The organism is Pseudorhodobacter sp. (assembly GCF_034675685.1).
Classification (GTDB): domain Bacteria; phylum Pseudomonadota; class Alphaproteobacteria; order Rhodobacterales; family Rhodobacteraceae; genus Pseudorhodobacter.
The window spans coordinates 15725-38569 of sequence record NZ_JAUCDA010000012.1 but is presented as its reverse complement, the minus strand read 5'-3'; the positions used below and the strand labels follow the sequence as shown (position 1 = coordinate 38569).

Sequence of the window (22845 nt, the reverse complement as noted above, 5' to 3'; positions counted from 1 at the left end):
CCCTGTTACCCTTTCGGCATGCCAAGCATACGCTCGGCGATGATGTTACGCTGAATTTCATTGGTCCCGGCATAGATCGGCCCGGCCAGTGAAAAAAGATAACCATCAAGCCATGCACCCGCCTCGGCCGCCTCTGGCGCGGTCGGCAAAAGTTCGGCCCGCGCGCCAAGGATAGACAGGGCAGCCCGGTGCAGCGCAATATCCATCTCTGACCAGAAAATCTTGTTCACACTGGCCTCGGCGCCAATATGCCCGCCCGCGATCAGCCGTGATGCGGTGGAATAGATCGACAGCGCATAGGCCTCGGCATCCATCACGGCTTGCACCACCGCATCGCGGGCGGCAGGTGGCGCGCTGGTTGCATGGCGCTGATACAGATCAACCAAACGTTTGGCCGCCATCTGGAAACGCGCGGGGCTGCGCAACATCAAGCCACGCTCAAACCCGGCGGTCGCCATGCAGATTTTCCACCCTTCGCCTTCCGCACCCAAAAGGTTGAAGGCCGGAACACGGACATCTTCCAAGAACAGCTCGGCAAAGCCGACCTCGCCGTTGATCTGCGCGATGGGTTGGCGCCTGACCCCCGGCGCATCCAGCGGAAACAAGATCAGCGTCAGGCCGCGATGGCGATCAGATGCGGGGTCGGTGCGAAACAGGCCAAAAGCCCAATCGGCAAATACCGCGCGCGAAGACCAGATTTTATGCCCCGACAGAACATATTCATCCCCCTCACGCCGCGCCTTGGCCTGCACCCCCGCAAGGTCAGACCCGGCCTGCGGTTCAGACCAGGCCTGCGCCCAGATTTCATCGCCCGTCGCCATCTTTGGCAAGAAACGTGCTTTTTGGGCATCGGTGCCAAATTCCATCAAGGTTGGCCCCAGCAGGAAAATGCCGTTCTGGTTCACCCGTAACGGCGCGCCAGCGCGGTAGTATTCCTCCTCAAAGATCAGCCATCGGATCAGGTCCAGCCCGCGCCCGCCATAGGCCTGCGGCCAGGTGACCATCCCCCAACGGCCCGCGTTCAGCTTGCGTTCCCAGGTGCGGTGGGCTTCAAACCCGTCCGCATCGGCATCAAAGGATTTCAACGGCGCGGGCGGCACATTGGCATCCATCCAGGCCCGCACCTCGGCGCGAAAAGCCTGCTGTTCGGCGGTGTAATTCAAATCCACAATGCCCCCCTGTCAGCCCTTGGCCGCGTCTTTATTCGCCGCAGCCATCTTGCCCGCATCAAGCCCCGCAAGGTTGTTGCCTGTCAAAATCTGGTTCTGGGCATGGGCAAAATGATGCATGTGATAGACGGCATCCATCGCGCTGCGCTTGCCGCGCAACTCTTCGACATGATTGACGGCCTGCTTGGTCAGCCACAGGCCAAGCGACGGCATACCGGCCAGCTTTGACGCCCAGTCCGATACGGTCGCGGCAAGCTCCGCGCGCGGTACAACCTTGTTGACCATGCCAAAACCCTCGGCGCGCTGCGCCGACATCCGGTCACCGAACAACAGAAACTCTTTGGCGACACGCGGCGGCAGTTCAAACGCATGTGCAAAATATTCAACGCCCGGAATGCCCATGCGGATCACCGGGTCCTGAAAAAACGCATCATCCGAGGCCACAATCAGGTCGCAAACCCAGGCCAGCATCAGCCCGCCCGCAACACAGGCGCCCTGCACCATCGCAATCGTCGGCTTTTGGCAATCGCGCCAGCGGCGGCACATGCCAAGATAGACCTCTTGTTCACGGGTATACAAGAACTCGGCGCCGGGTTTGTTGACGTGATCCGCCCACAGCAAGCGCCGTTCAAAGCTGCGGTCAACATCACGGCCGGGTGTGCCAATGTCATGGCCGGCCGAAAAATGCTTGCCCTCGCCCGCCAGCACGATCACCTTGACCGCATCATCATTGACGGCACGGATAAACGCATCATCCAGCGCATAGGTCATCTGCGAGTTTTGGGCGTTGTTGAAGCCGGGGCGGTTCATGGTGATCCACGCAACCGGGCCATCCACACGGTACAGCACCGGGGTTTCCGTCTCATAGGTGATTTCGGGGGTATTTGTCATCGCGTATGGTCCTCGGTTTTCTGGCATAGCAACAGTCTAGCGTGCCGCATCGCCGCCTCATCGTCTAATGGGACTAAAAGACAGCGGTCAGTCAGGTTGGCGCTGGCCTGTCACGCGCCTGCCGATGCCGGGGGGCACTGGCAAGGCGGCGTGGGCCTGCGCCATTTCCTGCCATGCAGCGACCAGATCTTGCCTGACCATCGCCCCGGTTTGGCGAGTTTCAAGGTCAACATAAATCGCGATGCAATCCAGCGTGGCCGAGCGCTGGCCGCTTTGTGCATTCCAAAGCTGATGGAACAATTGTACGCGCTTAAGATCCGTCATGACAATATAACTGGTCACGACAATCGGCGTGCCAAGCCGCAGCTCTGCCTGATAGCGCAGGTGTTTTTCCAACCGGAAAAACCCTTTGCGCTGTTCAAGCGCATAGGCGCGGGTGATGCCCAGATTTTCAAAAAATGTGGTTTCTGCGGCTTCAAACACCGCATCATAGGCGCGCACATTCATGTGGTCATTGCGGTCGATCCACGCCTGTTCCACCTGCCCGCGATAGGTTGCTGCGCCCGCATCGCGCCATGCGTCAAACCTGGGCATAGCTTTGGGTCCGCGCTTCGTGCATCTGCGCCAATCGTTTATCCAGATCGACCGAGGCACAGGCCAATGCCACCTCGCCCCGGCGAATGATCATCGCGTTATCGGTATAGGGCTGGGTGATTTTCAGATGTTGCTCCACAATCACCACCGCCGTTCCCGATTTCGCCCAGTTGCGCAGAAACGACAGGATCGGCGGCAACAGCATTTGCGCCACCCCCATTGAGGGCTCATCGCATAGCAGCACCTTGGGTTGCGCGATAAACGCCTGGCCCAGTGCAAGAATCTGTTGCTGCCCGCCAGAAAGATCGCGCGCCCGCTGTTTGGTCTTTTCCTTCAGAATGGGAAACACCGCATAAATTTCCTCTAATGAGTTTTGAAACCCAGCGCGGTCGGATCTGCGCGCGGCAATGCCCATGCGCAGATTGTCATAAACCGTCAGTTCCGGGAAAACCCGGTGATTGTCCAAGACCAAACGCAACCCGGCCTGGGCGGCTTTTTCCGGGGCCATCCCGGTAATTTCCACGCCATTCAGCATGACGCTGCCGCCGGTGGGTTTGTTGAACCCGGCAATCGCGCGCATCAGCGTCGATTTTCCAGCCCCGTTTTCGCCCCCGATCAACAAGATTTCGCCGGCATTCACGCGCAGCGATATGTCGCGCAGCACCGGAATATCGCCGTATCCCGCCGTCAGATTGCTGACTTCAAGCATCGGTGCCTCCTACAAACAAATGTTGCACGGCCGGGGTCGCGTGCCAGATCTGCTGGCACACCTTGCGCCACAACACGGCCCGTTTCCAAAACCGTGATACGGTCAGCAATGCCCCAAACCAGATCAAGGTCATGTTCCACCAAAATGACCGCCTTGCCCAATTTGCGGCTAAGCAAGTGCACGAGGCTTGAAAACGCGGCGCGCTCTTGCGGGGAAAGCCCGGCTGCGGGCTCGTCAAACAGCACGATGGACGGGTCTTTCATCACCACGCGCACCACCTCCAGCAAACGGCGCTGCCCGTGCGACAACAGCGCGGGGCTGTCGTCGCCATGCGCCTTGCGCAAATCCTCGATCAGCCGGGCAACATCAGCCGACGGCTCGGTCTGGCGGGCATCCAGCCCGATCTGAAGATTGCCCCAGACCGAAAGCGATTGGAACACGCGCGGCGTCTGGAAGGTACGGCCAAGCCCGCGCAGCGCGATATCTGCCGCAGGCAAGCGCGTCACATCGGCACCGCAGAAATGATAGCTCCCGCCATCGACCCGGCTTAACCCACTGATCACATTCAACAACGAGGTTTTGCCCGAGCCATTGGCCCCGACCAGCCCGTGAACCTCTCCGGGGCGCACCTCCATATCCACGCCATCAATCGCCACAACCGCGCCGAACCGCTTGGTCGCCCCCTTGACCGAAATGATCGGGGTCATATCGGCCGCCGGTGGGGCATCGGGCAGGTTTTCCAGCACGGCCGTAAAGCTGCCAAGGCTGAAGGCCTGTTCGCCGCCGCCCTGCTGATTGCGCTTGCGCCGCCACGTCTCGAACGTGCCGACCACGCCATCGGGAAACAAGATAACCACCGCCAGCGTCAGTATGCCATAAACCAGCGGCTTGTATTCCACCAGCTTTACCAGGAACACCGAAGGCAGGATAAAGATGATCCAGATACCGATAATCGGCCCCAAAAGCTGCCCGCGCCCGCCGACAACCACGGCAAAGAAGAACACGAAAGACAAGTCGATCAAGAATCCCTGCGGCGAAATAAAGCTGACTGTCGGCACATAAAGCAGCCCACAAATTCCGGTGCCAATACTGGCAATCACAAAGGCAAGTGACCGCATCAGGCCGGGGCGAATACCAAGCGAGCGCGCCGCCTCGGGGCTTTCAGCCGCAATGCGCATCCGCCGCCCCAAAGGCATGCCGCGCAACAGATAATGCAAGGCCAAGGCGGCAATCGGCACCAGCGTTACCATTATCGTCAGCCAGCTTAGCCCAAAAACCGGCTTTGCCAGCAATGCGGGCATATTCATCGAAATCCCGTTGATGCCGCCTGTCAGTTTATCGAACTGGTTCAAAAGCTGCGGAAACACGATTGCAGCACTCATCGTCACAAAGCCAAGGTGAAAGCCCTGCACCCGCAAGGCGGGCAACGCGAACAGCAGCCCCCCCCGCCGTTGCCGCCCCTACCCCGGCCAGCATCCCCACGACAAGCGGCATCCCGTGCAAACCCGATGCAACCGCAAGCCCATAGGCCCCCAGCCCCAGAATAGCCCCCTGACCAAAGGATTTCTGCCCGGCGTCGACAAACAGAAAGTTCTGGATCACCGCAACCGCAATATAGATATTCACCAACTGAAAGGTATGTTCCCAATAGGAATTACCCAAAAGGCTTGGCGCAATCCCGGTGAACAGGATCAAGGCCACACCCACCAAAAATTGCTGCCAGTCAGAGTTGTAGCTGCCCTTGCCGCTTGCCGTCGCATTCAAAGGAATGGATTTCGTTGTCATCGGCTTACACCTTCCGCGCCGAAGCGCGCCCAAACAAACCTTGCGGCAGGAACATCAGGATCACGACCAGAACCAACAGCGACGACAGGTCTTGATAGGCACCGCCAAGGTAAAAAGTTGTCAGCGCCGCAATCACCCCAACCAACGGCCCGCCAATCATCGCGCCGCTGTTGTTGCCAACCCCGCCCACGACCGCCGCAACAAACCCGTTCAGAACATAGCGCAGCCCTGCGTCCGGGCTGACCGAGATCATCGGCGCGACCATGAAGCCGACCGACCCCGCAATCATTCCCGAAATTCCAAAGGCCAAAAGCTGCAAACGCCGCACCGGAATACCTGCCGCGCGGGCTGCGTCAAAGTCTTGGCTCAACGCGCTGATCGCCAGCCCGGTAAAGGTACGGCGCAAGAAAAAGCGGAGCACGACATACCACGCAAACATGGCGCCAATCGCCAGCAGAAACGCGCCCGGTGTTCGCACCCCAAACAGGGTGAAACGCGGCATCGGCCCTTGCACAAAATTCCCGCTGGACCCGTAGACCAGCATCAACCCCGAGGCGATGATTACCGAAACCGACACGGTCGAAATCAGCCAGCTGTCTTGCTCTACAGACGAGCGCAGCGGCAAAAGCGTGATCCACCCCTGCACAGCCGCCAGCACCCCGATCACAACTGTTGCAAGGATCAGCATCAGCGCCCACATGCCAAAGCCCGCGTCATTCGCCAGCACATAGGCGGCAAACCCGCCAAGAATAAAAATATTCCCCTGGGCAAAGTTAAAGATGCCGGCAGCGTTGTGAACGATATTAAAGCTCATCGCGATGATGGTGAAAAGCGACCCGATAGCCACCCCGCGCAGGATAATGGTCATCAAATCATTGATGTTGGGCAAAAGTTCGGTGATCATTGTACCTCCTCTGACGATTGCATTCCTGTGCAGCACCAAAAGGGCGGCCGCGCCTGAATCAACGCGCAGTTGTTCGCAGTTGTTCGCAGTTGTTCATTGTGAATAGGCTGGATTGTCCGGTGCGCTAAATCATCGTTCAACCGGACTACAGGCAAGGTTTCAGGTCAGCGTGGCAAGCAATTCGCTGATATCAACCCCAATCATGCGCAGGCGCTGGCGGGTGTCATCCAAAACCCGATCCTGCACCGAACTGGACCGAATGCTTGCAAGCGCCAGATCGGCAATGACCACGGCAACCTCGGCGCTGGTCATACGCCCCTTGGGGTTGAACCAACGCGACGTCCACGTTCCCATGCCGATGATGCCAAAGGCCGCTATATGCGAATCGACTGCACGAAACTCACGCGCGGCGATGCCTTCATCAATCAAATGCACATATTCATCAAAAATCGCGCGGCGCGACTTATTGTAATCTGCCCGCAGATCGGGTGGAATTTGTGCCTCCAGCCGCGCCAGACGCACGAACCGCGACCCAGACGACAGCCGCCGCACCACGCCATCTGTCACCACATTGCGCAGCCGCTCTGTCGCGGTTTTGCCCGGTTCATGGGCAAGAACCCGCATCCGGTTTACCGGCACATTCGCCTCTGAATCAATGATGGCAGCAAGAATTTCGTCCTTGGAGCCGAAGTAGTGATAAACTGCCGATCGGCCCAGGCCAACCTCGCTGGCGATCATCGCCATGGATACCCTGTCAAAGCCGCGTTCATCGAACATGCGCGCGGCAATATCCATCAACTCCTCACGCACCAATTCCTTGCGGGGGTTGGAATCGCGTTTGGTGCTGCGGTTGGTTTGACCGGACGCAGTTTCATCAATCCTCAACTCGGTCATGCCTGTGCCTTTCCTGTCGCTTTTGCAACGTCCACGACACGCCGCGCCGTTTGATATGCCTTTTGGCACAGCGGGCGCAACGCCATTTCCGGTGCCTCCGGGCCAATCACGTCAACCGTAATCGGGGCGCTAGCGCCCATCTTTGCAAGACATGACAGAAAACCTGCAATATCTAAAGCGCCCTCGCCGCAAAAACGGCGGTTACGCGTATCTTCTCTAAAAGCACCGCGCGGGGTTGCGTCTGCATCACGGATCAGCACCCCGGCCTAGCCCGAGAAAATTTCAAACAGGCCCGCCGCACCCATTCCACCGCCGATACACATGGTCACCACGCCCCAACGCGCCCCGCGCCTGCGCCCTTCCATCAAGACATGCCCCGACAGCCGCGCGCCGGTCATGCCAAAGGGGTGGCCCACCGCGATCGCACCGCCATTGACGTTCAACTTGTCATTGTCGATGCCCAATTTGTCGCGGCAATGGATTGCCTGACTGGCAAAGGCCTCGTTCAGCTCCCACAGATCAATATCGGCCACGCGCAACCCATGCTGCGCAAGCAACTTTGGCACCGCAAACACCGGGCCGATTCCCATTTCCTCGGGCGCGCACCCCGCGACAGCCATCCCGCGGAAGGCACCAAGCGGGGTCAGCCCGTCACGCGCTGCCGCCCCTGCCTCCATCATCACCAGGGCCGCGGCCCCGTCTGACAATTGCGAGGCATTGCCCGCCGTGATGAAGCGCCCGGCCTTGACCAGCACGCCATCCTTGTAAACCGGCTCCAGCGCCTGCAACTGCTCCAGCGTGGTAGTGGCGCGAAAGCCCTCGTCACGGTCCAGCGTCACCGCAACGGCACTGATTTCCCCGGTTTCGCGGTCTTTCACCTGCTGAATACTGGCCATCGGTGCCAGTTCATCGGCAAAGCGCCCCGCTGCATGCGCGGCCGCCGTGCGCGCATGGCTGGCCTGGGCAAAAATATCCTGCGCCTCGCGGCTGATAGCGTAACGATCCGCCACAATCTCGGCGGTTTCGATCATTGGCATATACATATGCGGCAGTTGCGCGGTTACCGCAGATGAAATGTTGCGATGCGTGTTCTTGAACTTGTTTTGCACAAGCGAGATTGAACTCGACCCCCCCCGCAACCACAACCTCCATCCCGTCATGGATGATCTGGCGCGCGCCAATCGCCACCGCCATCAACCCCGAGGCGCACATCCGGTCCACCGCCATACCCGGAACGCCCGCGCCAAAGCCTGCGGCAGCGGCGGTCAGGCGACCGATATTATAGCCTTGCGTGCCTTGCTGCGCCGAACAGCCCATGATCACATCTTCAATCCGCGCCGGGTCCAAACCGGCACGCGCCACGGCCTGCTTTGCTGCATGGCCCGAAAGCGCCGGGGCCTCGGTATCATTGAACGCCCCCCTAAAGGCTTTGCCGATCGGGGTGCGGGCAACCGAAACAATCACTGCATCACGCATATTCAAACGGGCTCCGTTTCACTAGGTGGCGTGGATGGGCCACGGATATGGGCAAAAAAGCCCCTTTTCCTTTCGATAAAGACCCAAGCCCCGCGCAACATCGTCCAAGAAGACTAAGCCCAAAACGCCAAAACTTGACACCTGCTGCATTTTTTTGACGGATGCATGTTTTATTTGACAGAGCGTCAAATTTTTGCCAGCTTGTTGAAGTGCGAACGGGCGCAGTCTTTAAAACAAAGCTGCACCGCGCGACCAGGGGAGGGAAAACCATGCTCGATAGTCTTGGCGTTACGGATGAGCGAAACTGCGTGATTGAGGCGATTTACGACTTGTTGACCGAAAAGGGCGATCTTCAGGCTGCGCTGGCGCGTGTACGTCTGTCCTTGGATGCCGATGCCACTTTTCTGGTTGCTGAGACGCGCGGCCTTGGTGCCCCCGTGGTTATCGCCCGCAGCATCTTGAATGGCGCTGGCGCGGAAATGGCCAAAGCCTGTGAAGCCTTGCTGACAGGGCGCAACGCCGGGGCAGGTTTTGCCGAGGGTTTGCAGCATGTTATGGCTGAAAGCAGCTATTCAGACGGGCAGACCCGTTATCAACTTCACGCCCTGCGCGCGGCAGGTGCTCGCCCCTTCAGCCCGATGACCTCTGGCACCGTCGCTGATTTGCTGGGCCATATCCGCCGCGCGCATGCCTTGGCCGGGCGTATCGGCACCGCCAATACCGAACGTCAGGTTCATTCTGCCTTGCTTGACAAGCTGGCAGTTGGAACAATCTTTTTGAACGCGCAGGGCCAGGTTTTGCAGCAAACCGGCGTTGCGATGGATATTTTGCAGCGGCGTGATGGCTTGCAACTGGCGCGCGGCGGCATTGTCGCCAGTGTCGGCGCGGATGACCGCAAGTTTCAGGCCGCAATCCGTATGGTTCTGGGCGATGCAGCCACGGATAGCACGGACCCTCAGGTTGTCTCGGTGGGGCGGGCCTCGGGGCAGCGCGATCTGGGGCTGATTATTCACCGTCTGCCGGCAACAACAAAGAGCGACAGCGGCAACCAACCTGCCGCTGTCATCTTTATCCGCGACCCCGAAAACAACCGAGAGCCCGAACGCACCATGCTGCGCCGCTTGTTCGACCTGACCCCAGCCGAGGCAGAACTGGCGCGCAACCTTGCGACCGGCCTGTCGCTGGATGAGGCGGCACTGGCGCTGAACATCAGCCGCAACACCGCGCGCGCCCATCTGCGCGCCGTGTTTTCAAAAAGTGGGATCACGCGCCAGACAGAATTGATGCGCGTTGTTCTCAGCTCTGCCGCGATGTTGGGCGAACGGCCAATCTTCGCCAACTGACCGCCAGTCGCGCCATTCCGCTCCCGGTGGCTGACAAAAAAAAGCCCCTCGCCAGAATGATCTGCGAGGGGTTTTTCATTCATGCACCTTGAGAGCGTTAGCGCCCCGCGCTTCGTTTGGCGGGTTGGTTTTCGTTTGGTCGCGCGCAGCAATGTCTACTCTGCCAGCCCTTAAATCGAATAGCCGCCATCAACGCTGATCACCTGCCCGGTCACAAAACCGGTGCGGTGATTATCGGCAAAAAAGGCCACGGCTTCGGCAATATCACGGGCCGCGCCGGCACGGCGCAGCGGAGTCGCTTTGGCTGCGGCCTCCATATAGCCGTCATGGATATAGCCCAGCTTGGTCAGTTCGGTATGTTGCCCGGTCTCGATCAATCCAATGGCCACACCATTCGCGCGCACCCCAAAGCGACCTTCCTCTTTGGCGATGCCCAGCATCAGCGCCCGCACCCCGGCTTTCGGAACAACCGACAAGCCATCTGCAGGCGCGTAGCGATATTGCGCCGCCGAATGGCAGGCAACGATATTGCCCTGCGCCGCGCGCAAATGTGGCAAGGCCGCATGGACCACGTTGAAAAAGCCAAGCGTATCCTGGATCAGATGCGACTTCATCTGTTCCGGCGTGATTTTGCTCAGGTGAATCAGCGGCACCAACGGCCCTGCTGCATAAACGACTGTGCCAATGCCGCCATGGGTTTTCACCACATTGGCGACCATCTGCGCAACCGCTTCGCTATCCGAGATGTCAACCCCGTGGGTCGAACCCGCCTGCCCCACTGCGTGAACGGCGGCACAGGCAGTATCTGCCTTGGCCTTGTTGCGGAAGTAAGTCACCGCGACATCCCAGCCATCGCGGGCCAAGACCTGACAGATATCTGCCCCGATCCCCCCGCTGCCGCCAATGACAATGGCAGCGCCCCTGCGTGTGTTCACCATCGGATCAGGCCGCAGCCGCGCGGATGCCGGGCGGGTTGCCCTTGATCGTGGCCCCGCGCATATCTTGCGGATCAAGCTTGCGGATAATTGCCAGATCTTCGGCGGTCGGCGCCTTGGTCTCGGCCATTCCGGGGGCTGCGATCAGCGGAAATCCGGTATTGGCCTGAACATGGTCAAAGCTGACACCCGGATGCAGGCTGATCACCCGTGCCGCATGGTCTGGCCCGTTGAAGTCCATCACGCACAGGTCAGATATCACCAACCCAAACAGGATTTCGGGCGGCGTCATGCCATCGGGCCAATGCTTGTTGGAATACCCGACCGAAGAAACGACATCCACCTCCCCCTCGACAAAGGTCCGTTTGGTGTGCGAGGTGACAAGCATGGAGTTGCGGTGCGAAATAGAGTTGCCCGGAAACCCGCGCACACCCAGCATTTGCACCTTTGGCTTGGCAAAATCGCCAAGGCACGAAATATTGCCTTGCGCCCAGCGGTCAATCTGCACCGGCGTCACCATCGCATGCCGCCGCCCCGACCACAGAATATCAAAAATCCGGTGAAACGGCGACCAGCCGACAAAGCCGGGGCGTTCACTGGCGGATGAGCCAAGGACGATAGGCGCCTCGGTCAGATAGGCCTCGCCATCTGTCATCAGCAGGTTGTCATTCATGGTCAGTTTGGCCAGTCCGACGGCAATTCTGGGCAGGGTGCCGATGCCATGTGCCAGCAATTCGCCATCCTCGCGCCACGCATCAGCGGCGGCAACGATCATCAGTTCGGCAAGGGTGAAATCAGGGGTATTGGTCATGGTCGTCACCTCAAAACAAAGGGATGGGCAGCCGGGCAACCGCTTCGGCACCACCAAGCTTTTCAAGATAGGCAGCCTCTCCGGGCAGTACGAACTGCTCCATATAGGCTTGCCAACCGCCCTCCTCACCTGCGGCGGCGCTATAGGCGGCAAGGTGCTTCATGTCCCAGCCATAGGCGTTGTGCAGCGTGGTCGGATGCGCGCCCGCTGCCGCATGGACCACCGCCGACACGTTCAGACGGTTGAACAGTGACGTTTGCGCCCCCTCGGGGAAGCTTTCATCAATCCGGTCGCACAGCACTTCGGTACTGACAATCACCTGTTTGGCGGCGCGCGCCATCAGCCCGTCAAAATAGGGGTCTGGTCCATCGGTTTGGGTGTTTCCGCGCCGATCCGCACGGTTGACGTGGATCAGCGCCACATCCAGATAAATCGCGGGCATCGCCAGAAACACCTGCGACGGATCATAGGGCGAGGTCACGGTTTTCAGATGCGGATTGTTGGCCATGACATCGGTTCCCAGCCCTACCAGCGTCGGCGCAAAGGGCACGCGCTCCGCAGCGGCGCGCAGCCCCAGCAGCAACAAACCTTCGTCCAGCTCCTCGGCCTCGATCGTGCCAGCCTCGCGGGCTTTGCGAAAATGCGCCTCCAACGGGATCTTATCAAGCGAAACAAAGCCATAGATCGCCCGCTTTACCTTGCCAGCCGCGCACAGCATACCGATTTCCGGCCCGCCATAGCCCACAACAGTCAAATCCTTCAGGTCAGAGCGCAAAATTTCGCGGACCAGCGCCATCGGCTTGCGCCGTGGCCCCCATCCGCTGAAACCAATGGTCATCCCATCACGCAAGGTTGCAACCGCCGCTGCAAGATCAAGTTCTTTGTTCATCATTCTGCCCGTTCCTTCAGCCCAGCCATGACGGACCTTATCCCGCCGCTTCCCCGTCACTATTGCCCGCAACATCGCTGCCTTCATCGTCTGTTGGGACTAACGCGCACGCCCTTCAGCCCGGCAAAAACGCATAGCGTTGCAAAGTGTCGGCGACACAGGCAGGCTTGTCCGCGCCCTCAATTTCAACCCACATGCGCACCGTGGTTTGTACGGTGTTTGCCGCTGTCGGTTTGGCGTCGATCAACTCTCCCGTTACACGAATGCGGGAATTGACCGGCACCGGCGCAGGAAAGCGCACCTTGTCCACGCCATAATTCACCCCCCAATCCAGATTGTCGGGCATGAACAGATCGGGTAGCACCATATTCAGCAAGGACAGCGTCAAAAACCCATGCGCGATGGTGCCGCCAAACGGGCCGTCAGCCGCGCGGGCCGGGTCTACATGCAGCCATTGAAAATCGCCTGTGGCCTGCGCGAATTGGTCAATCCGGGTCTGGTCGATGGTGATCCAATCGGTTGGGCCCAGCTTTTGGCCGATGGCCGCAATGGCCTCATCCGCCGATGAGAAACGAAATGTCATAGGGGCCTCCTCAGGCGTGTTGGCTGGAAACAGAGACGACTTCGCCCACCATGTAAGAGGCGTAATCCGAGGCGAGGAACATGATCACATTGGCCACCTCCCACACCTCTGCCGCGCGGCCAAATGCTTCTTGCGCGGCAAGCGCGTCCAGAAATTCTGCCGGGGCAGACCGTTTCAGGAAATCATGCATGGCGATCGACGGCGACACCGCGTTGATGCGGATGCCATGTTCGGCAGCCTCCAGCCCTGAACAACGGGTCAGCGCCATCACCCCCGCCTTGGCGGCAGCGTAATGCGCCTGGCCCTTTTGCGCCCGCCACCCCAGCACCGAGGCGTTATTCACAATCACGCCTTTCTTGCGCGGAATCATCCGGTTCAGCGCGGCGCGGGTCATGCGGAAGGTGCCGTTCAGCGTGACATCCAGAACGCTGGTCCATTCGGCATCCGTCATCTCGGCCACGGGTTTCAGCCCGCCAAGGCCCGCATTATTGACCAAAACATCAATCCCGCCCAAGCTATCCTCGGCCGCTGCAATCAGGGCCTGCACCTCCGCCTCTTGGGTGACGTTGCACAGCTTTCCCGAAATCGGCACATTCGGTGCAATGTCGCGCAGCGCCGCAACGGCGGCTTCGGTCCGGCCCTCATGGATGTCGGAAATCATCAGGGCGCGCGCGCCTTCTTCCAGCGCGCGGCGGGCGGTCGCAAAGCCAATACCTTTGCCCGCCGCCGCCGTGACAAGAACCGAGCGCCCCTTTAGCAGCCCATGGCCAGCAACGTAATCGGGAACAGCCCCCATAACCTCAATCCTTTCTGGAAAAATCTGCCGTGCCGCCAGAGGCGACAAAAGCATTCCGGGTTTTTTGCGAATCTTTCTGTCAGATAGGCCTGCGCGGTAAAACCTTGTTCCCAGCGGTAGGCCGTCTCAAGGTTGCTGGCTTCGACCCCATTCAGCGCCTCTTTCGCCAGGGCGATCATCACCGGGCTTTTCGCGGCAATCTTGCGCGCAAGGGCAAAAGCGGTATCGCGCAGCGCATCCTTTGGCACAACCGCCTCGACCCCGCCGAAACGGAACGCTTCCTCCGCAGCGATAAAATCGCCGGTGAAATACATCTGACGCACCTTTTGCAGCGGCAAGATGCGCTGCAAATGCGCCCCGCCCCCCAGCGCCCCACGGTCCACCTCTGGCACCCCCAGCGTGGCACATTCCGACAAGATCACGATATCAGCCGCACCACAAATCCCGATGCCACCGCCCAGAACAAAGCCATGCGCCGCTGCAATCACCGGCGCGCGGCCCGTGTGAATGGCGCGAAACGTATCGTAATTGCCCTTGTTCACATCAACAATCCGGGCGGGATGCGCCTGAAGTTCCTTGATGTCCACGCCTGCGCAAAAGCCGCGCCCCTCGGCGCGGATCACGATCACCCGCACATCCGGGTTTGCATTCAGCCCGTCGATAGCCGCCGCCAGCGCAAACCAGCCTGCGGCGTTCAGCGCATTGACCGGGGGCCGCGCGATTACCACCTCGCCGATATGATCCGTCACCGATGTGTGTATTTGCTCGCTCATGCCGTATCCTTTCCGTTGCGCCGCAAAGCGGCCAGGGCATCAAGACGGCCTTCCGCCTCGGCCATGATCCGCGAAATCAGCGCCTCACAGCTTTCCAACCGGTCAATCAATGCCGCCACCTGACCCGAGGGCAGCAGCCCGCCCCTGGTATCCCCATCCACCAACCCCGCCTCGACCAGGCGCGGCAAGTTCGGCGCCATCACCGTGGCCGCAAAGCTGAAATCCTCGGACATCGCCGCTTTCCACGCCAGTTGCAGCATTTGCGGCAACGACATGCCCGCCTTGCGCCCCCAAGCCACCCCGTGCCTGACCGAGGCCGCAAATCGCGCCGCCCCGCTCATGCCTTCAAGCTGGCGGATCACCTCATTTTCAACAAAACGCTGCGGCAATCCGTCAACGGCTGTGGTGATACGAATAAGGTTCGGATCTTTGGTTTTCAGATAAACGTCAAGCGTGGACTGGTTTACCGGGCTGTCCGAGGTCAGCAAAAACCGCGTTCCCATCGCAATTCCCGCAGCGCCCCAGGCCAATGCAGCCGCCAACCCGCGCCCATCATGAAAGCCGCCCGCCGCGACCACAGGCACGTCAACCGCGTCCAACACTTGCGACAAAAGCAACGTGGTCGGAACCGAGCCGGTATGCCCGCCGCCCTCGCCGCCCTGAATGGTAATGATATCGGCCCCCAAAGCCACCGCTTTGACCGCATGTTTCACCGCCCCAACGGTGGGCATACAAATAATCCCGGCATCCTTGAACCGCCCTATCGTTGCCGCCTCTGGCCCACGCCCATAGCTGACAGCGCGAACCTTGTGGCGCAAAACCGCCTCAATCACCTCTGCCGCGTTGGGGGAAAACATGTGGAAGTTAACGCCAAACGGGCCATCGGTGCGCGCCTTGACAGCCTCGATCGCGGCATCAATCCCGCCCAATGGGATCGACGCCGCCGCCAGAAAGCCAAAACCCCCGGCCTTGGTTGTCGCTGCCACCAATGCGGGGTCTGCCACCCAGCCCATCGCGGTTTGCACAATCGGCACGCGACAGCCCAAGCGCTGCGTCAGCGCGGTTTCCAGCCCATGCGTCATCCTGATCTCCTGTCCTCGTTGGCGGCTTTGTCGCCCTGTTCCCCGGATTTGGCATCGTCCGAACGGGGGGGCTGTTTCAGTAAAACACACGGCCCCCGTTCACCATCAAGGTCTGCCCCGTGATATAGCGCGCCTTGCCCGAGGCAAGGAACAGGGCGGCGTTGGCAATATCTTCCGGCTCGCATATTTCCAGCATCGGCACCGAGTTTTTCGCGCGCTCAAAAGCCTCCTTGGGGATAAGCTGCATCGCGCGGGTATTGGTCGGGCCGGGGCAAATGGCGTTGACCGTCACCTTATGCGGCCCCATTTCACGCGCCAGCGCCCGGGTAAAACCCAAGACGCCCGCCTTGGCCGCCGCATAATCGACGCAACCAAGATCGCCGTTCATCGCACTGTCGGATGAGATTGAAACAATCCGCCCCGCCCCGCGCGCCTTCATGCCGCCCACAACCTGACGGGTGCAATGCACCGTCGCATGCAGCGAGATATCCAGAACAAACTCCAACACCTCATGCTTGGCCTCGGCAAAATCCGAATAGTTTTCACGAGCCGTCTGGCCCAGATTGTTCACCAGCGTATGCACCGGGCCAAAATCAGCGGCGATACGGGCGAAACTGTCAACGATCGTCTTGTGGTCCAGCAAATCCGCCTCGATGCACATCACCCGCCCGCCAAAGGCCCGCGCCGCATCGCCGGTTGCGGCCAATGCCGCCCCATCACGGTCCAGCAAGGCAACATCCGCCCCTTCGGCCGCAAAGCCAAGCGCCATTGCGCGGCCAATGCCATGCGCCGCCCCGGTAATCACTGCAATTTTTCCACTGAATTCTTTCATCTTTTCCATCCTTTGGCATGCTATGGCCCGAACCTGCGAAGCAGGGGCAAAAGACTGTAACTTGCATCTTGCGCACCCGCTTGGCCGCGGGGACTTTGCGCTGCGAAATCATCCCAGGCGGCGGGGTTTGCGGGGCGTGTCTCGGCCCAGTCGATCACCACGCTGCGTGATTGGAACCGCCATTCGCCATTGCGGCGGCTGTAATGGTCAAGGCTGCGGCTGCCGGTCGTTGTCTCTATCGCCTGCGGCCCATGGGTGCGATGATAGTTGATTTTATGGATTTCACCCTCGGCCCGGTCGCCCTGCAGGTCAAACAGGGTGTTGACGACGTAATGCACCGTCATCTCATACCGAGACAGGGCAACCCGCACAAAATCCAGATACCCGGCAACCCCGCCAACAAACATCTGACCATGGCTGTCGGTCGCATCCGGGTGATACAGGCTTTCCAGCAGCGCAAAATCGCGCCGATCAATCGCGCGGGAATAGGCGGTGACCAGCCGTTGCAGGGCGGCCATATCAGCCAGTTCGGCCAGCACAGGCGGGCGCAGCCCCATCAGCCCGGCTTCCCCGGCCCGCGCGCCTCTCGGGGCATTTTCAAACCTTGTTCGGCAATGATGTTCAACTGGATTTCATTCGTGCCGCCATAGATGGTTTCTGACCGCGCAAACAAGAACATATGCTGAAGCCGGGCGCGGGCGGGGTCATCAGACATCGCAGCCCCCATCGGCCCCATCGCCGCCAGCGCCAGCTCTCCCAGGCTGCGGTGCCAATTGGACCATTCGTATTTATAGCCCAACACCTCCGGCCCTGCCTGCCCACGCGCTTGCGCGCCCAACATCCGCAAGGCCCCGTGGCGCATCGCGCGCAACCCGGCCCAGGCGCGGCCCAGCCTTTCGGCCAAATGCACCGCGTCATTTTGCGCCATGATGCCAGCCACTTCCGCCAGTTCGCGGGCGAATCCCATTTGCTGGCCAAGGGTGGAAATGCCACGTTCAAAACCCAGCAGCGTGGTAGCGATTTTCCAGCCTTCCCCCGGCGCACCGATGGCATCCGCCGCCTTGGCGCGCGCGCCGTCAAAAAATGTCTCGTTGAACTCGGCCCCGCCATTGATCTGGCGGATCGGACGAATATCAATTTCAGGCTGGTCCAAAGGCATCAGCAGCAAAATCAGGCCCTCGCGCCCGACCGATCCATCTACCGCCCGCGCCAACACAAAAATCCAATCCGAGTATTGCGCAAGCGATGTCCATGTCTTCTGCCCGGTCACCAACCAATCGCCCGTGTCCGGGCACAGCCGCGCGCGGGTGCGCACCGCTGCCAGATCAGACCCTGCACCCGGCTCGGAATAGCCCTGCGCCCAAAATGCTGTCCCTGCCAGAATGCCGGGCAAGAACCGCGCCTTCTGATCTTCGGTGCCAAAGGCCATCAACGTCGGCGCAACCAGCCCTTCGCCGATATGCCCCATTCGCCCCGGCCCCCCGGCGCGGGCGTATTCTTCGTTGAAGATCACCTGATCGGCAACCGACATCCCGCGCCCACCCACAGATACAGGCAGGCCTAACCCGACCCAGCCGCCACTGGCCAATTCGGCCTCCCATGCCTTGCGCAGCTCCACCAGCGCCTCGCCATCCCCGGCATGACCACGATTGCGCAGCGGCAAAAAGCGGTCCGTCAAATGCCGCGCCAGCCAATCCGACGCCTGCGCACGAATGGGCGCGCTGTCACTTGCCGCCGGCATGGCCGAAATATCGCCCGCCATCAGTGCCGCGCCCAGCCCAGCAAAGGTTTGCTCGGGCGTATTCAGCAAATAATGCTGCCCGAACGCCCGTTTCAAAAACAGATGTGGCGCATATTCCCAGGTGATGCCCACCCCGCCATGCAACTGCACCGCCTCGGCCGCCACCGCTTGCGCCACGTCACGCGCCATCGCCCAAGCGGCAAGCGCCTCGGCACCCGCCAGCGCCGCATCGCCATGGTCAAATTCCATGGCAGTGCCGACAACCAAAGCCTCTGCTGTGTTCAGACGCACGAAAAGATCGGCCATGCGGTGCTTGATCGCCTGAAATGACGCGATGGGGCGACCAAACTGCACCCGGTCGGTGATATATCTGAGGGTCAGATCATAGGCCCCCCGCGCGGCCCCCACAGCCTCGGCTGCAAGCGCAAGGCGCGCACGATCCAATGCGGCATGAAAGACCACGGCAAAATCGGGCGCATCAACCCGAACGCCCGCCACCCCGGCAAGATCAAGCCGCGCCAACGGCCGGGTCCGGTCCATCGCATCCAGCGGCGTGATGCCCTGCACCAGCGGCACAGCGAACAAGGCAGGCTTGCCATCCAGCATTGCAGGCACCAGCGCCGTATCCGCCCCCGCCAGATCCACCACGGGGCCAGAGCGCCCGGTCAGGAAAATATCCGCGCCCGCCCGGCACGCGGTAAAATCATCAAAGCCACTGGCCACAACTACGGCGCGCGCGGCACCCGATGCGATGGCGGATAGCAGGCGGGCTGCCTCGGGCCCGGCTGCGGCATGGGCCAAAACCTGCGCCGCAATCCCTACGGTGGATATATAGGGCACTGGCGCCAACACCCGGCCCACCTCTGCCGCGATCAGCACAAGCTCGGTCATGCCAAGGCCAAGCCCGCCTGCTTCTTCGGCGATAGCCACCCCGGCGAGCCCCAGCTCGACCGACAAACCAGACCATAGCGCAGCATCCCCTGCCCCATCCGCAACCCGCGCGGCAGCGTCCAACCCGCCGGCGTTGGCCAGAAATCGTGCAACTTCATCGCGGATCATGCGCTGCTCATCGGTCATTGTCAGATCCATGCTCTCTGCCTGCTTGCTGTTCATCGTCTTGCCGGAATTAACTCTGGCGCGGCACCGGGCGGCAGGCATCGTCCAAATGCACGATGCCACCCTGCCCGCCTGCGGCAGACTGGCCATGAACCAGCCCGAGGACAACATGCAAAGCCTTGAAACCCGCCTGCGCGCGATTGAAGATCACATTGCCATACAATCCATCATTGCCGCTTATGGCCCGGCAGTGGATACCCCCGACGGTAACGTGATCGGCGCGGCCTATGCGAAAACCGGGCGCTATCAGGCGGCAGAGTTTGTTTTTGAGGGGCCGGAGGCCGTTGCAGGGCTGGTCGATATCAAGACCCACCAAGACTATCTGGCACGCGGCTGCGCACATGTGCTGTCGCCCCATCACATCAAGGTCAGCGGCGATACCGCCACGGCACAGGGCCATTCGGTCGTGTTTTTACACGGCGTCAACGGCTGGGCCGCCGAACGGGTCAGCGCCAACCATTGGGCATTTATCCGCACAGTGGACGGCTGGAAAGTCACACAACGCCTCAACCGCTTGCTGGATGGATCAGCGGCGGCACGCGCCCTTTTGGCACCTTGCCCCGCAGATCATCCCGCAGATCATCCCGCAAATCAGCCCACAGACCACGCCCCATCTGCAACAATCACCTGACCAGAGACATAGGCGGCATCCTTACCCGCAAGCCACAGATAGGCCCCGGTCAGATCCTCAGGCGCGGCCCCCTCTTCCATTCCTGCCAGCTTGGCACGATGCACCGACAATTCTGGCCGCGCGCCTTGCAACGGGGTCAGGCCCGCACTGATCGCCGTTTTCACCCGGCCCGGTGCCACGGCATTCACCCGAATGCCCAGATGGGCCAGTTCTGCCGCCAGGGATTTGGTCAACGCAATCACCCCACCTTTTGACGCGGCATAGGCCGCAGCATATGCGATACCGCCAATCCCCGCAGTAGAGGTGGTATTTACGATTGCCCCCTTGCTGCGGGTCAGGGCAGGCAAGGCGGCCTGGCACAGCTCAAACACCCCTGTCAGGTTGATGCGCAGCATCCGGTCCCAATCGCTGGCGGCAAGATCGGCAAAATGCGCGCGGTGATAGGCACCCGCAACATTGATCAGCGCATCCAACCCGCCCAGATTGTCCACAGCATCCGTGACCATCTGCGCGCCGTTCCCCGGTATCATCGCATCATGCGACAGCGCCACAGCCCCCAGATCACGCGCCACGGCCTTTAACCCGTCAGGGTTGAGATCGGCCAGCGCAAGCCGCGCGCCTTGCGCGGCAAAGGCCTGTGCGACCGCGCGGCCTATACCCGATGCCGCCCCGGTTACCAAAACCGCTTTTCCGTCAAACCGTCCCATATTTCCCCCTTAATGCCCGGCGGGCGCAATAGACAGGCCCAGCGGATGCTGGCCCGCGCCAAGTGTCTGTGCAACATTCCAATCGTCAACATCGCCGGCAACAACCAGCGCGCGCGCCCGCTGCCGTGATCTTGTTTGCAATGCCTTGTGCTGCTGCTGCATGCTTATCATTGACCACCACCGCCGCACCGCGGGCCGCCAAATACTGCGCATAGGCCGCCACCCGCGCCGGTAATTACCACTGCCTGCGCCTTGCCTGTGTTTTGCATCTCATTCTCCGCATGACCCTGCGCCACAGCGTGACGCGACCGCGCAAATGCGGCATACCCAAAACGGACGATGCCAGCCACGCCCCGCACAGTCACCCTGCCCCCAAGCGCAAAAACCACGGGAAACGCCAATGACCGACCCAACCCTTGCCGAAATCCTGACCCGTCTGGACCGTATCGAATCGCGTGACGAGATTCGCCAACTGGCGTCGAAATATGCGCTTGCACTGGATATGCGCGATATGGACGCAATGGCGAACCTGTTCCCGCAAGATGTCTCGGCCGGGGGCGGGCAAAAAGGGCGGGCAGCCCTGAAGGCATGGCTATCAGATACAATGCGCAAGCAGTTTGACGGCACCTCGCACCATATCGGCACCCAGATTGTTGAATTTTTGGATGCGGATACGGCAGTCGGTATTGTTTATTCCAAGAATGAACATGAAACCGGCGCGGAATGGGTCATCATGCAAATGATGTACCATGACCGGTATGAGCGTGTTGACGGGCGCTGGTATTTTCGCCGCCGCCAGCCGCTGTATTGGTACGCAACCGATCTGAACAAACCGCCCATCGGCAGCCGCAAGATGCGCTGGCCGGGGCGCGAACCCTATGAGGGCAGCTTTCACGCGCTGTTCCCCAGTTGGGCGGAATTCTGGGCCAACGCGGCTGATGACAGCCCCGCGCTTGCAGACCCCGCCCCGCTGGAACAATTTATCGAAACAATGAGACGAGGAAATAATGTCAGATCTGTCCGTGTCCGTTGATCGCAGGCTTGCACCGCTGTTCGAACCGATCACGCTTGCCGGCGTGCCCTTGCGCAACCGTGTGGCCATGGCCCCGATGAGCCGGTATTTCTGCAAAGATGGCCAGCCGCATCAAGGGGTTGTCGATTACTACCGCCGCCGCGCGGCAGGCGGGGTCGGGCTGATCTTGTCCGAGGGAACCTATATTCCGCACCCCTCGGCGGCCAGCTATGAAAATGTGCCGCATTTTTATGGGGCCGCGCTGGAGCAGTGGAAACACGTCATTGATGCGGTGCATCTGGCAGGCGGGCGCATGTTTCCGCAGCTTTGGCACACGGGCAGCTTTCGCCAGACCGGCATGGGGCCAGACCCGTCTTTACCCGGCTTGGGCCCGTCGGATAATTCCAACGATTTCACCAACCTGCCCGAACGCACCCGCGCCATGACCGAGGCCGAAATCGCCGATGTCATCGCGGCCTATGCCGCCGCCGCCGCCGACGCCCAGCGCCTGGGTTTTGACGGGGTAGAGGTGCATGGCGCACATGGCTATCTGATCGACGAGTTTTTCTGGGCCAACACCAACCGGCGCACCGATGAATGGGGCGGTGACCGTGCGGCCAGAACCCGTTTTGCAGTGGCAGTCATCCGCGCCATTCGCGCCAGCACCGGCCCGGATTTTCCGATCAGTTTCCGCTTTTCCCAATGGAAGCAGCAAGATTACACCGCCAAACTGGGCGAAACCCCGGATGAATTGGCGCAGGTGTTGCGCCCCCTTGCCGATGCCGGGGTCAGTATTCTGCACTGTTCCACCCGCCGCTTTTGGGAGCCAGGATTTCCCGATCTGGGTGAAATGACGCTGGCCGGCTGGGCCAAAAAACTGACCGGCCTGCCGATCATTGCGGTAGGCGGGGCCGGCCTTGACCGTCCGGGCATCAAAGATGCCGCCGCAGCACCACTGGACCATGTTGCCGAACCGCTTGCGCGCGGCGAATTTGACGTGCTGGCCGTGGGCCGCGCGTTGCTGGCCGATCCTGACTGGCTGCAAAAGATGCGCATGGGGCACGAAGATACCTGTCTGGGCTATAACAAAAGCCATCTGGAAACACTGTTTTGACGCAGCCCACCTTCAGCGCATAAAAAAAGGCTGGGCAAATTGCCCAGCCTTTCCCATT

The 22845-nt window shown here is 60.6% G+C and carries 23 protein-coding genes and 1 pseudogene; 4 read left to right on the top strand and 20 right to left on the bottom strand.

Annotated elements, in window-relative coordinates:
* Positions 1-5: 5 nt before the first annotated feature.
* From VDP61_RS09650 to VDP61_RS09610, 9 genes and pseudogenes are all read right to left on the bottom strand, one after another.
* Positions 6-1169 (bottom strand): acyl-CoA dehydrogenase family protein, encoded by a 1164-nt coding sequence (locus VDP61_RS09650; RefSeq protein WP_323006706.1) that lies wholly within the window; start codon positions 1167-1169, stop codon positions 6-8.
* A 12-nt stretch (positions 1170-1181) separates the two neighbouring features.
* On the bottom strand, positions 1182-2060 hold the full coding sequence (locus VDP61_RS09645) for an enoyl-CoA hydratase (RefSeq protein ID WP_323006705.1): 879 nt from the start codon (positions 2058-2060) through the stop codon (positions 1182-1184).
* A gap of 87 nt (positions 2061-2147) precedes the next feature.
* Positions 2148-2654, bottom strand: a complete 507-nt coding sequence (locus tag VDP61_RS09640; RefSeq protein ID WP_323006704.1) for a thioesterase family protein — start codon at positions 2652-2654, stop codon at positions 2148-2150.
* Positions 2641-3363: an ABC transporter ATP-binding protein gene (locus VDP61_RS09635; protein ID WP_323006703.1), complete on the bottom strand. Its 723-nt coding sequence runs from the start codon at positions 3361-3363 to the stop codon at positions 2641-2643. Before VDP61_RS09635 ends, VDP61_RS09640 begins: the two co-directional genes overlap by 14 nt.
* Entirely contained in the window at positions 3342-4745 is a 1404-nt protein-coding gene (locus VDP61_RS09630) for an ATP-binding cassette domain-containing protein (RefSeq protein ID WP_323006702.1), read from the bottom strand. The genes VDP61_RS09635 and VDP61_RS09630 overlap by 22 nt, the downstream gene beginning before the upstream one ends.
* Positions 4699-5148: a hypothetical protein gene (locus tag VDP61_RS09625; RefSeq protein WP_323006701.1), complete on the bottom strand. Its 450-nt coding sequence runs from the start codon at positions 5146-5148 to the stop codon at positions 4699-4701. The genes VDP61_RS09630 and VDP61_RS09625 overlap by 47 nt, the downstream gene beginning before the upstream one ends.
* Positions 5149-5152: 4 nt before the next feature.
* A complete protein-coding gene (locus tag VDP61_RS09620) occupies positions 5153-6052 on the bottom strand; it encodes a branched-chain amino acid ABC transporter permease (RefSeq protein ID WP_323006700.1) in 900 nt (299 codons plus the stop codon).
* A gap of 159 nt (positions 6053-6211) precedes the next feature.
* The gene (locus VDP61_RS09615) at positions 6212-6946 is read right to left on the bottom strand and encodes a TetR/AcrR family transcriptional regulator (protein ID WP_323006699.1); all 735 of its coding nucleotides are present in this window, start codon (positions 6944-6946) and stop codon (positions 6212-6214) included.
* 266 nt (positions 6947-7212) lie between these two features.
* A pseudogene (locus VDP61_RS09610) lies at positions 7213-8422 on the bottom strand (acetyl-CoA C-acyltransferase).
* Between the two features lie 269 nt (positions 8423-8691).
* Here VDP61_RS09610 and VDP61_RS09605 point away from each other — a divergent pair.
* The gene (locus VDP61_RS09605; protein WP_323006698.1) at positions 8692-9765 is read left to right on the top strand and encodes a helix-turn-helix transcriptional regulator; all 1074 of its coding nucleotides are present in this window, start codon (positions 8692-8694) and stop codon (positions 9763-9765) included.
* A 170-nt stretch (positions 9766-9935) separates the two neighbouring features.
* On the opposite strand, the gene VDP61_RS09600 is transcribed toward VDP61_RS09605, so the two are convergent.
* The 10 genes from VDP61_RS09600 to VDP61_RS09555 form a co-directional block, all read right to left on the bottom strand.
* Positions 9936-10703 (bottom strand): SDR family NAD(P)-dependent oxidoreductase, encoded by a 768-nt coding sequence (locus tag VDP61_RS09600; RefSeq protein ID WP_323006697.1) that lies wholly within the window; start codon positions 10701-10703, stop codon positions 9936-9938.
* A 4-nt stretch (positions 10704-10707) separates the two neighbouring features.
* A complete protein-coding gene (locus VDP61_RS09595; RefSeq protein ID WP_323006696.1) occupies positions 10708-11511 on the bottom strand; it encodes a ketoacid CoA transferase in 804 nt (267 codons plus the stop codon).
* A gap of 10 nt (positions 11512-11521) precedes the next feature.
* Positions 11522-12403: a CoA transferase subunit A gene (locus VDP61_RS09590; RefSeq protein ID WP_323006695.1), complete on the bottom strand. Its 882-nt coding sequence runs from the start codon at positions 12401-12403 to the stop codon at positions 11522-11524.
* Positions 12404-12515: 112 nt separating this feature from the next.
* Complete coding sequence (locus VDP61_RS09585) at positions 12516-12983, bottom strand: MaoC family dehydratase (RefSeq protein ID WP_323006694.1); 468 nt, start codon at positions 12981-12983, stop codon at positions 12516-12518.
* Positions 12984-12993: 10 nt separating this feature from the next.
* Positions 12994-13779 (bottom strand): SDR family oxidoreductase, encoded by a 786-nt coding sequence (locus VDP61_RS09580; protein WP_323006693.1) that lies wholly within the window; start codon positions 13777-13779, stop codon positions 12994-12996.
* A complete protein-coding gene (locus tag VDP61_RS09575) occupies positions 13737-14552 on the bottom strand; it encodes an enoyl-CoA hydratase family protein (RefSeq protein WP_323006692.1) in 816 nt (271 codons plus the stop codon). Before VDP61_RS09575 ends, VDP61_RS09580 begins: the two co-directional genes overlap by 43 nt.
* Positions 14549-15634 (bottom strand): nitronate monooxygenase, encoded by a 1086-nt coding sequence (locus VDP61_RS09570; protein ID WP_323006691.1) that lies wholly within the window; start codon positions 15632-15634, stop codon positions 14549-14551. The genes VDP61_RS09575 and VDP61_RS09570 overlap by 4 nt, the downstream gene beginning before the upstream one ends.
* Positions 15635-15710: 76 nt before the next feature.
* On the bottom strand, positions 15711-16466 hold the full coding sequence (locus VDP61_RS09565) for an SDR family NAD(P)-dependent oxidoreductase (protein ID WP_323006690.1): 756 nt from the start codon (positions 16464-16466) through the stop codon (positions 15711-15713).
* A gap of 20 nt (positions 16467-16486) precedes the next feature.
* A complete protein-coding gene (locus VDP61_RS09560; protein ID WP_323006689.1) occupies positions 16487-17023 on the bottom strand; it encodes a nuclear transport factor 2 family protein in 537 nt (178 codons plus the stop codon).
* Entirely contained in the window at positions 17023-19296 is a 2274-nt protein-coding gene (locus VDP61_RS09555) for an acyl-CoA dehydrogenase (RefSeq protein ID WP_323006688.1), read from the bottom strand. The genes VDP61_RS09560 and VDP61_RS09555 overlap by 1 nt, the downstream gene beginning before the upstream one ends.
* Here VDP61_RS09555 and VDP61_RS09550 point away from each other — a divergent pair.
* The gene (locus VDP61_RS09550) at positions 19295-19954 is read left to right on the top strand and encodes a nuclear transport factor 2 family protein (protein ID WP_323006687.1); all 660 of its coding nucleotides are present in this window, start codon (positions 19295-19297) and stop codon (positions 19952-19954) included. The genes VDP61_RS09555 and VDP61_RS09550 overlap by 2 nt on opposite strands.
* On the opposite strand, the gene VDP61_RS09545 is transcribed toward VDP61_RS09550, so the two are convergent.
* Positions 19915-20661: an SDR family oxidoreductase gene (locus tag VDP61_RS09545; protein ID WP_323006686.1), complete on the bottom strand. Its 747-nt coding sequence runs from the start codon at positions 20659-20661 to the stop codon at positions 19915-19917. The genes VDP61_RS09550 and VDP61_RS09545 overlap by 40 nt on opposite strands.
* 400 nt (positions 20662-21061) lie before the next feature.
* Between VDP61_RS09545 and VDP61_RS09540 the strand changes: the two genes are divergently transcribed.
* Both VDP61_RS09540 and VDP61_RS09535 read left to right on the top strand, forming a co-directional pair.
* Complete coding sequence (locus tag VDP61_RS09540; RefSeq protein ID WP_323006685.1) at positions 21062-21694, top strand: nuclear transport factor 2 family protein; 633 nt, start codon at positions 21062-21064, stop codon at positions 21692-21694.
* On the top strand, positions 21669-22787 hold the full coding sequence (locus VDP61_RS09535; protein WP_323006684.1) for an NADH:flavin oxidoreductase: 1119 nt from the start codon (positions 21669-21671) through the stop codon (positions 22785-22787). The genes VDP61_RS09540 and VDP61_RS09535 overlap by 26 nt, the downstream gene beginning before the upstream one ends.
* Positions 22788-22845 lie beyond the last annotated feature (58 nt).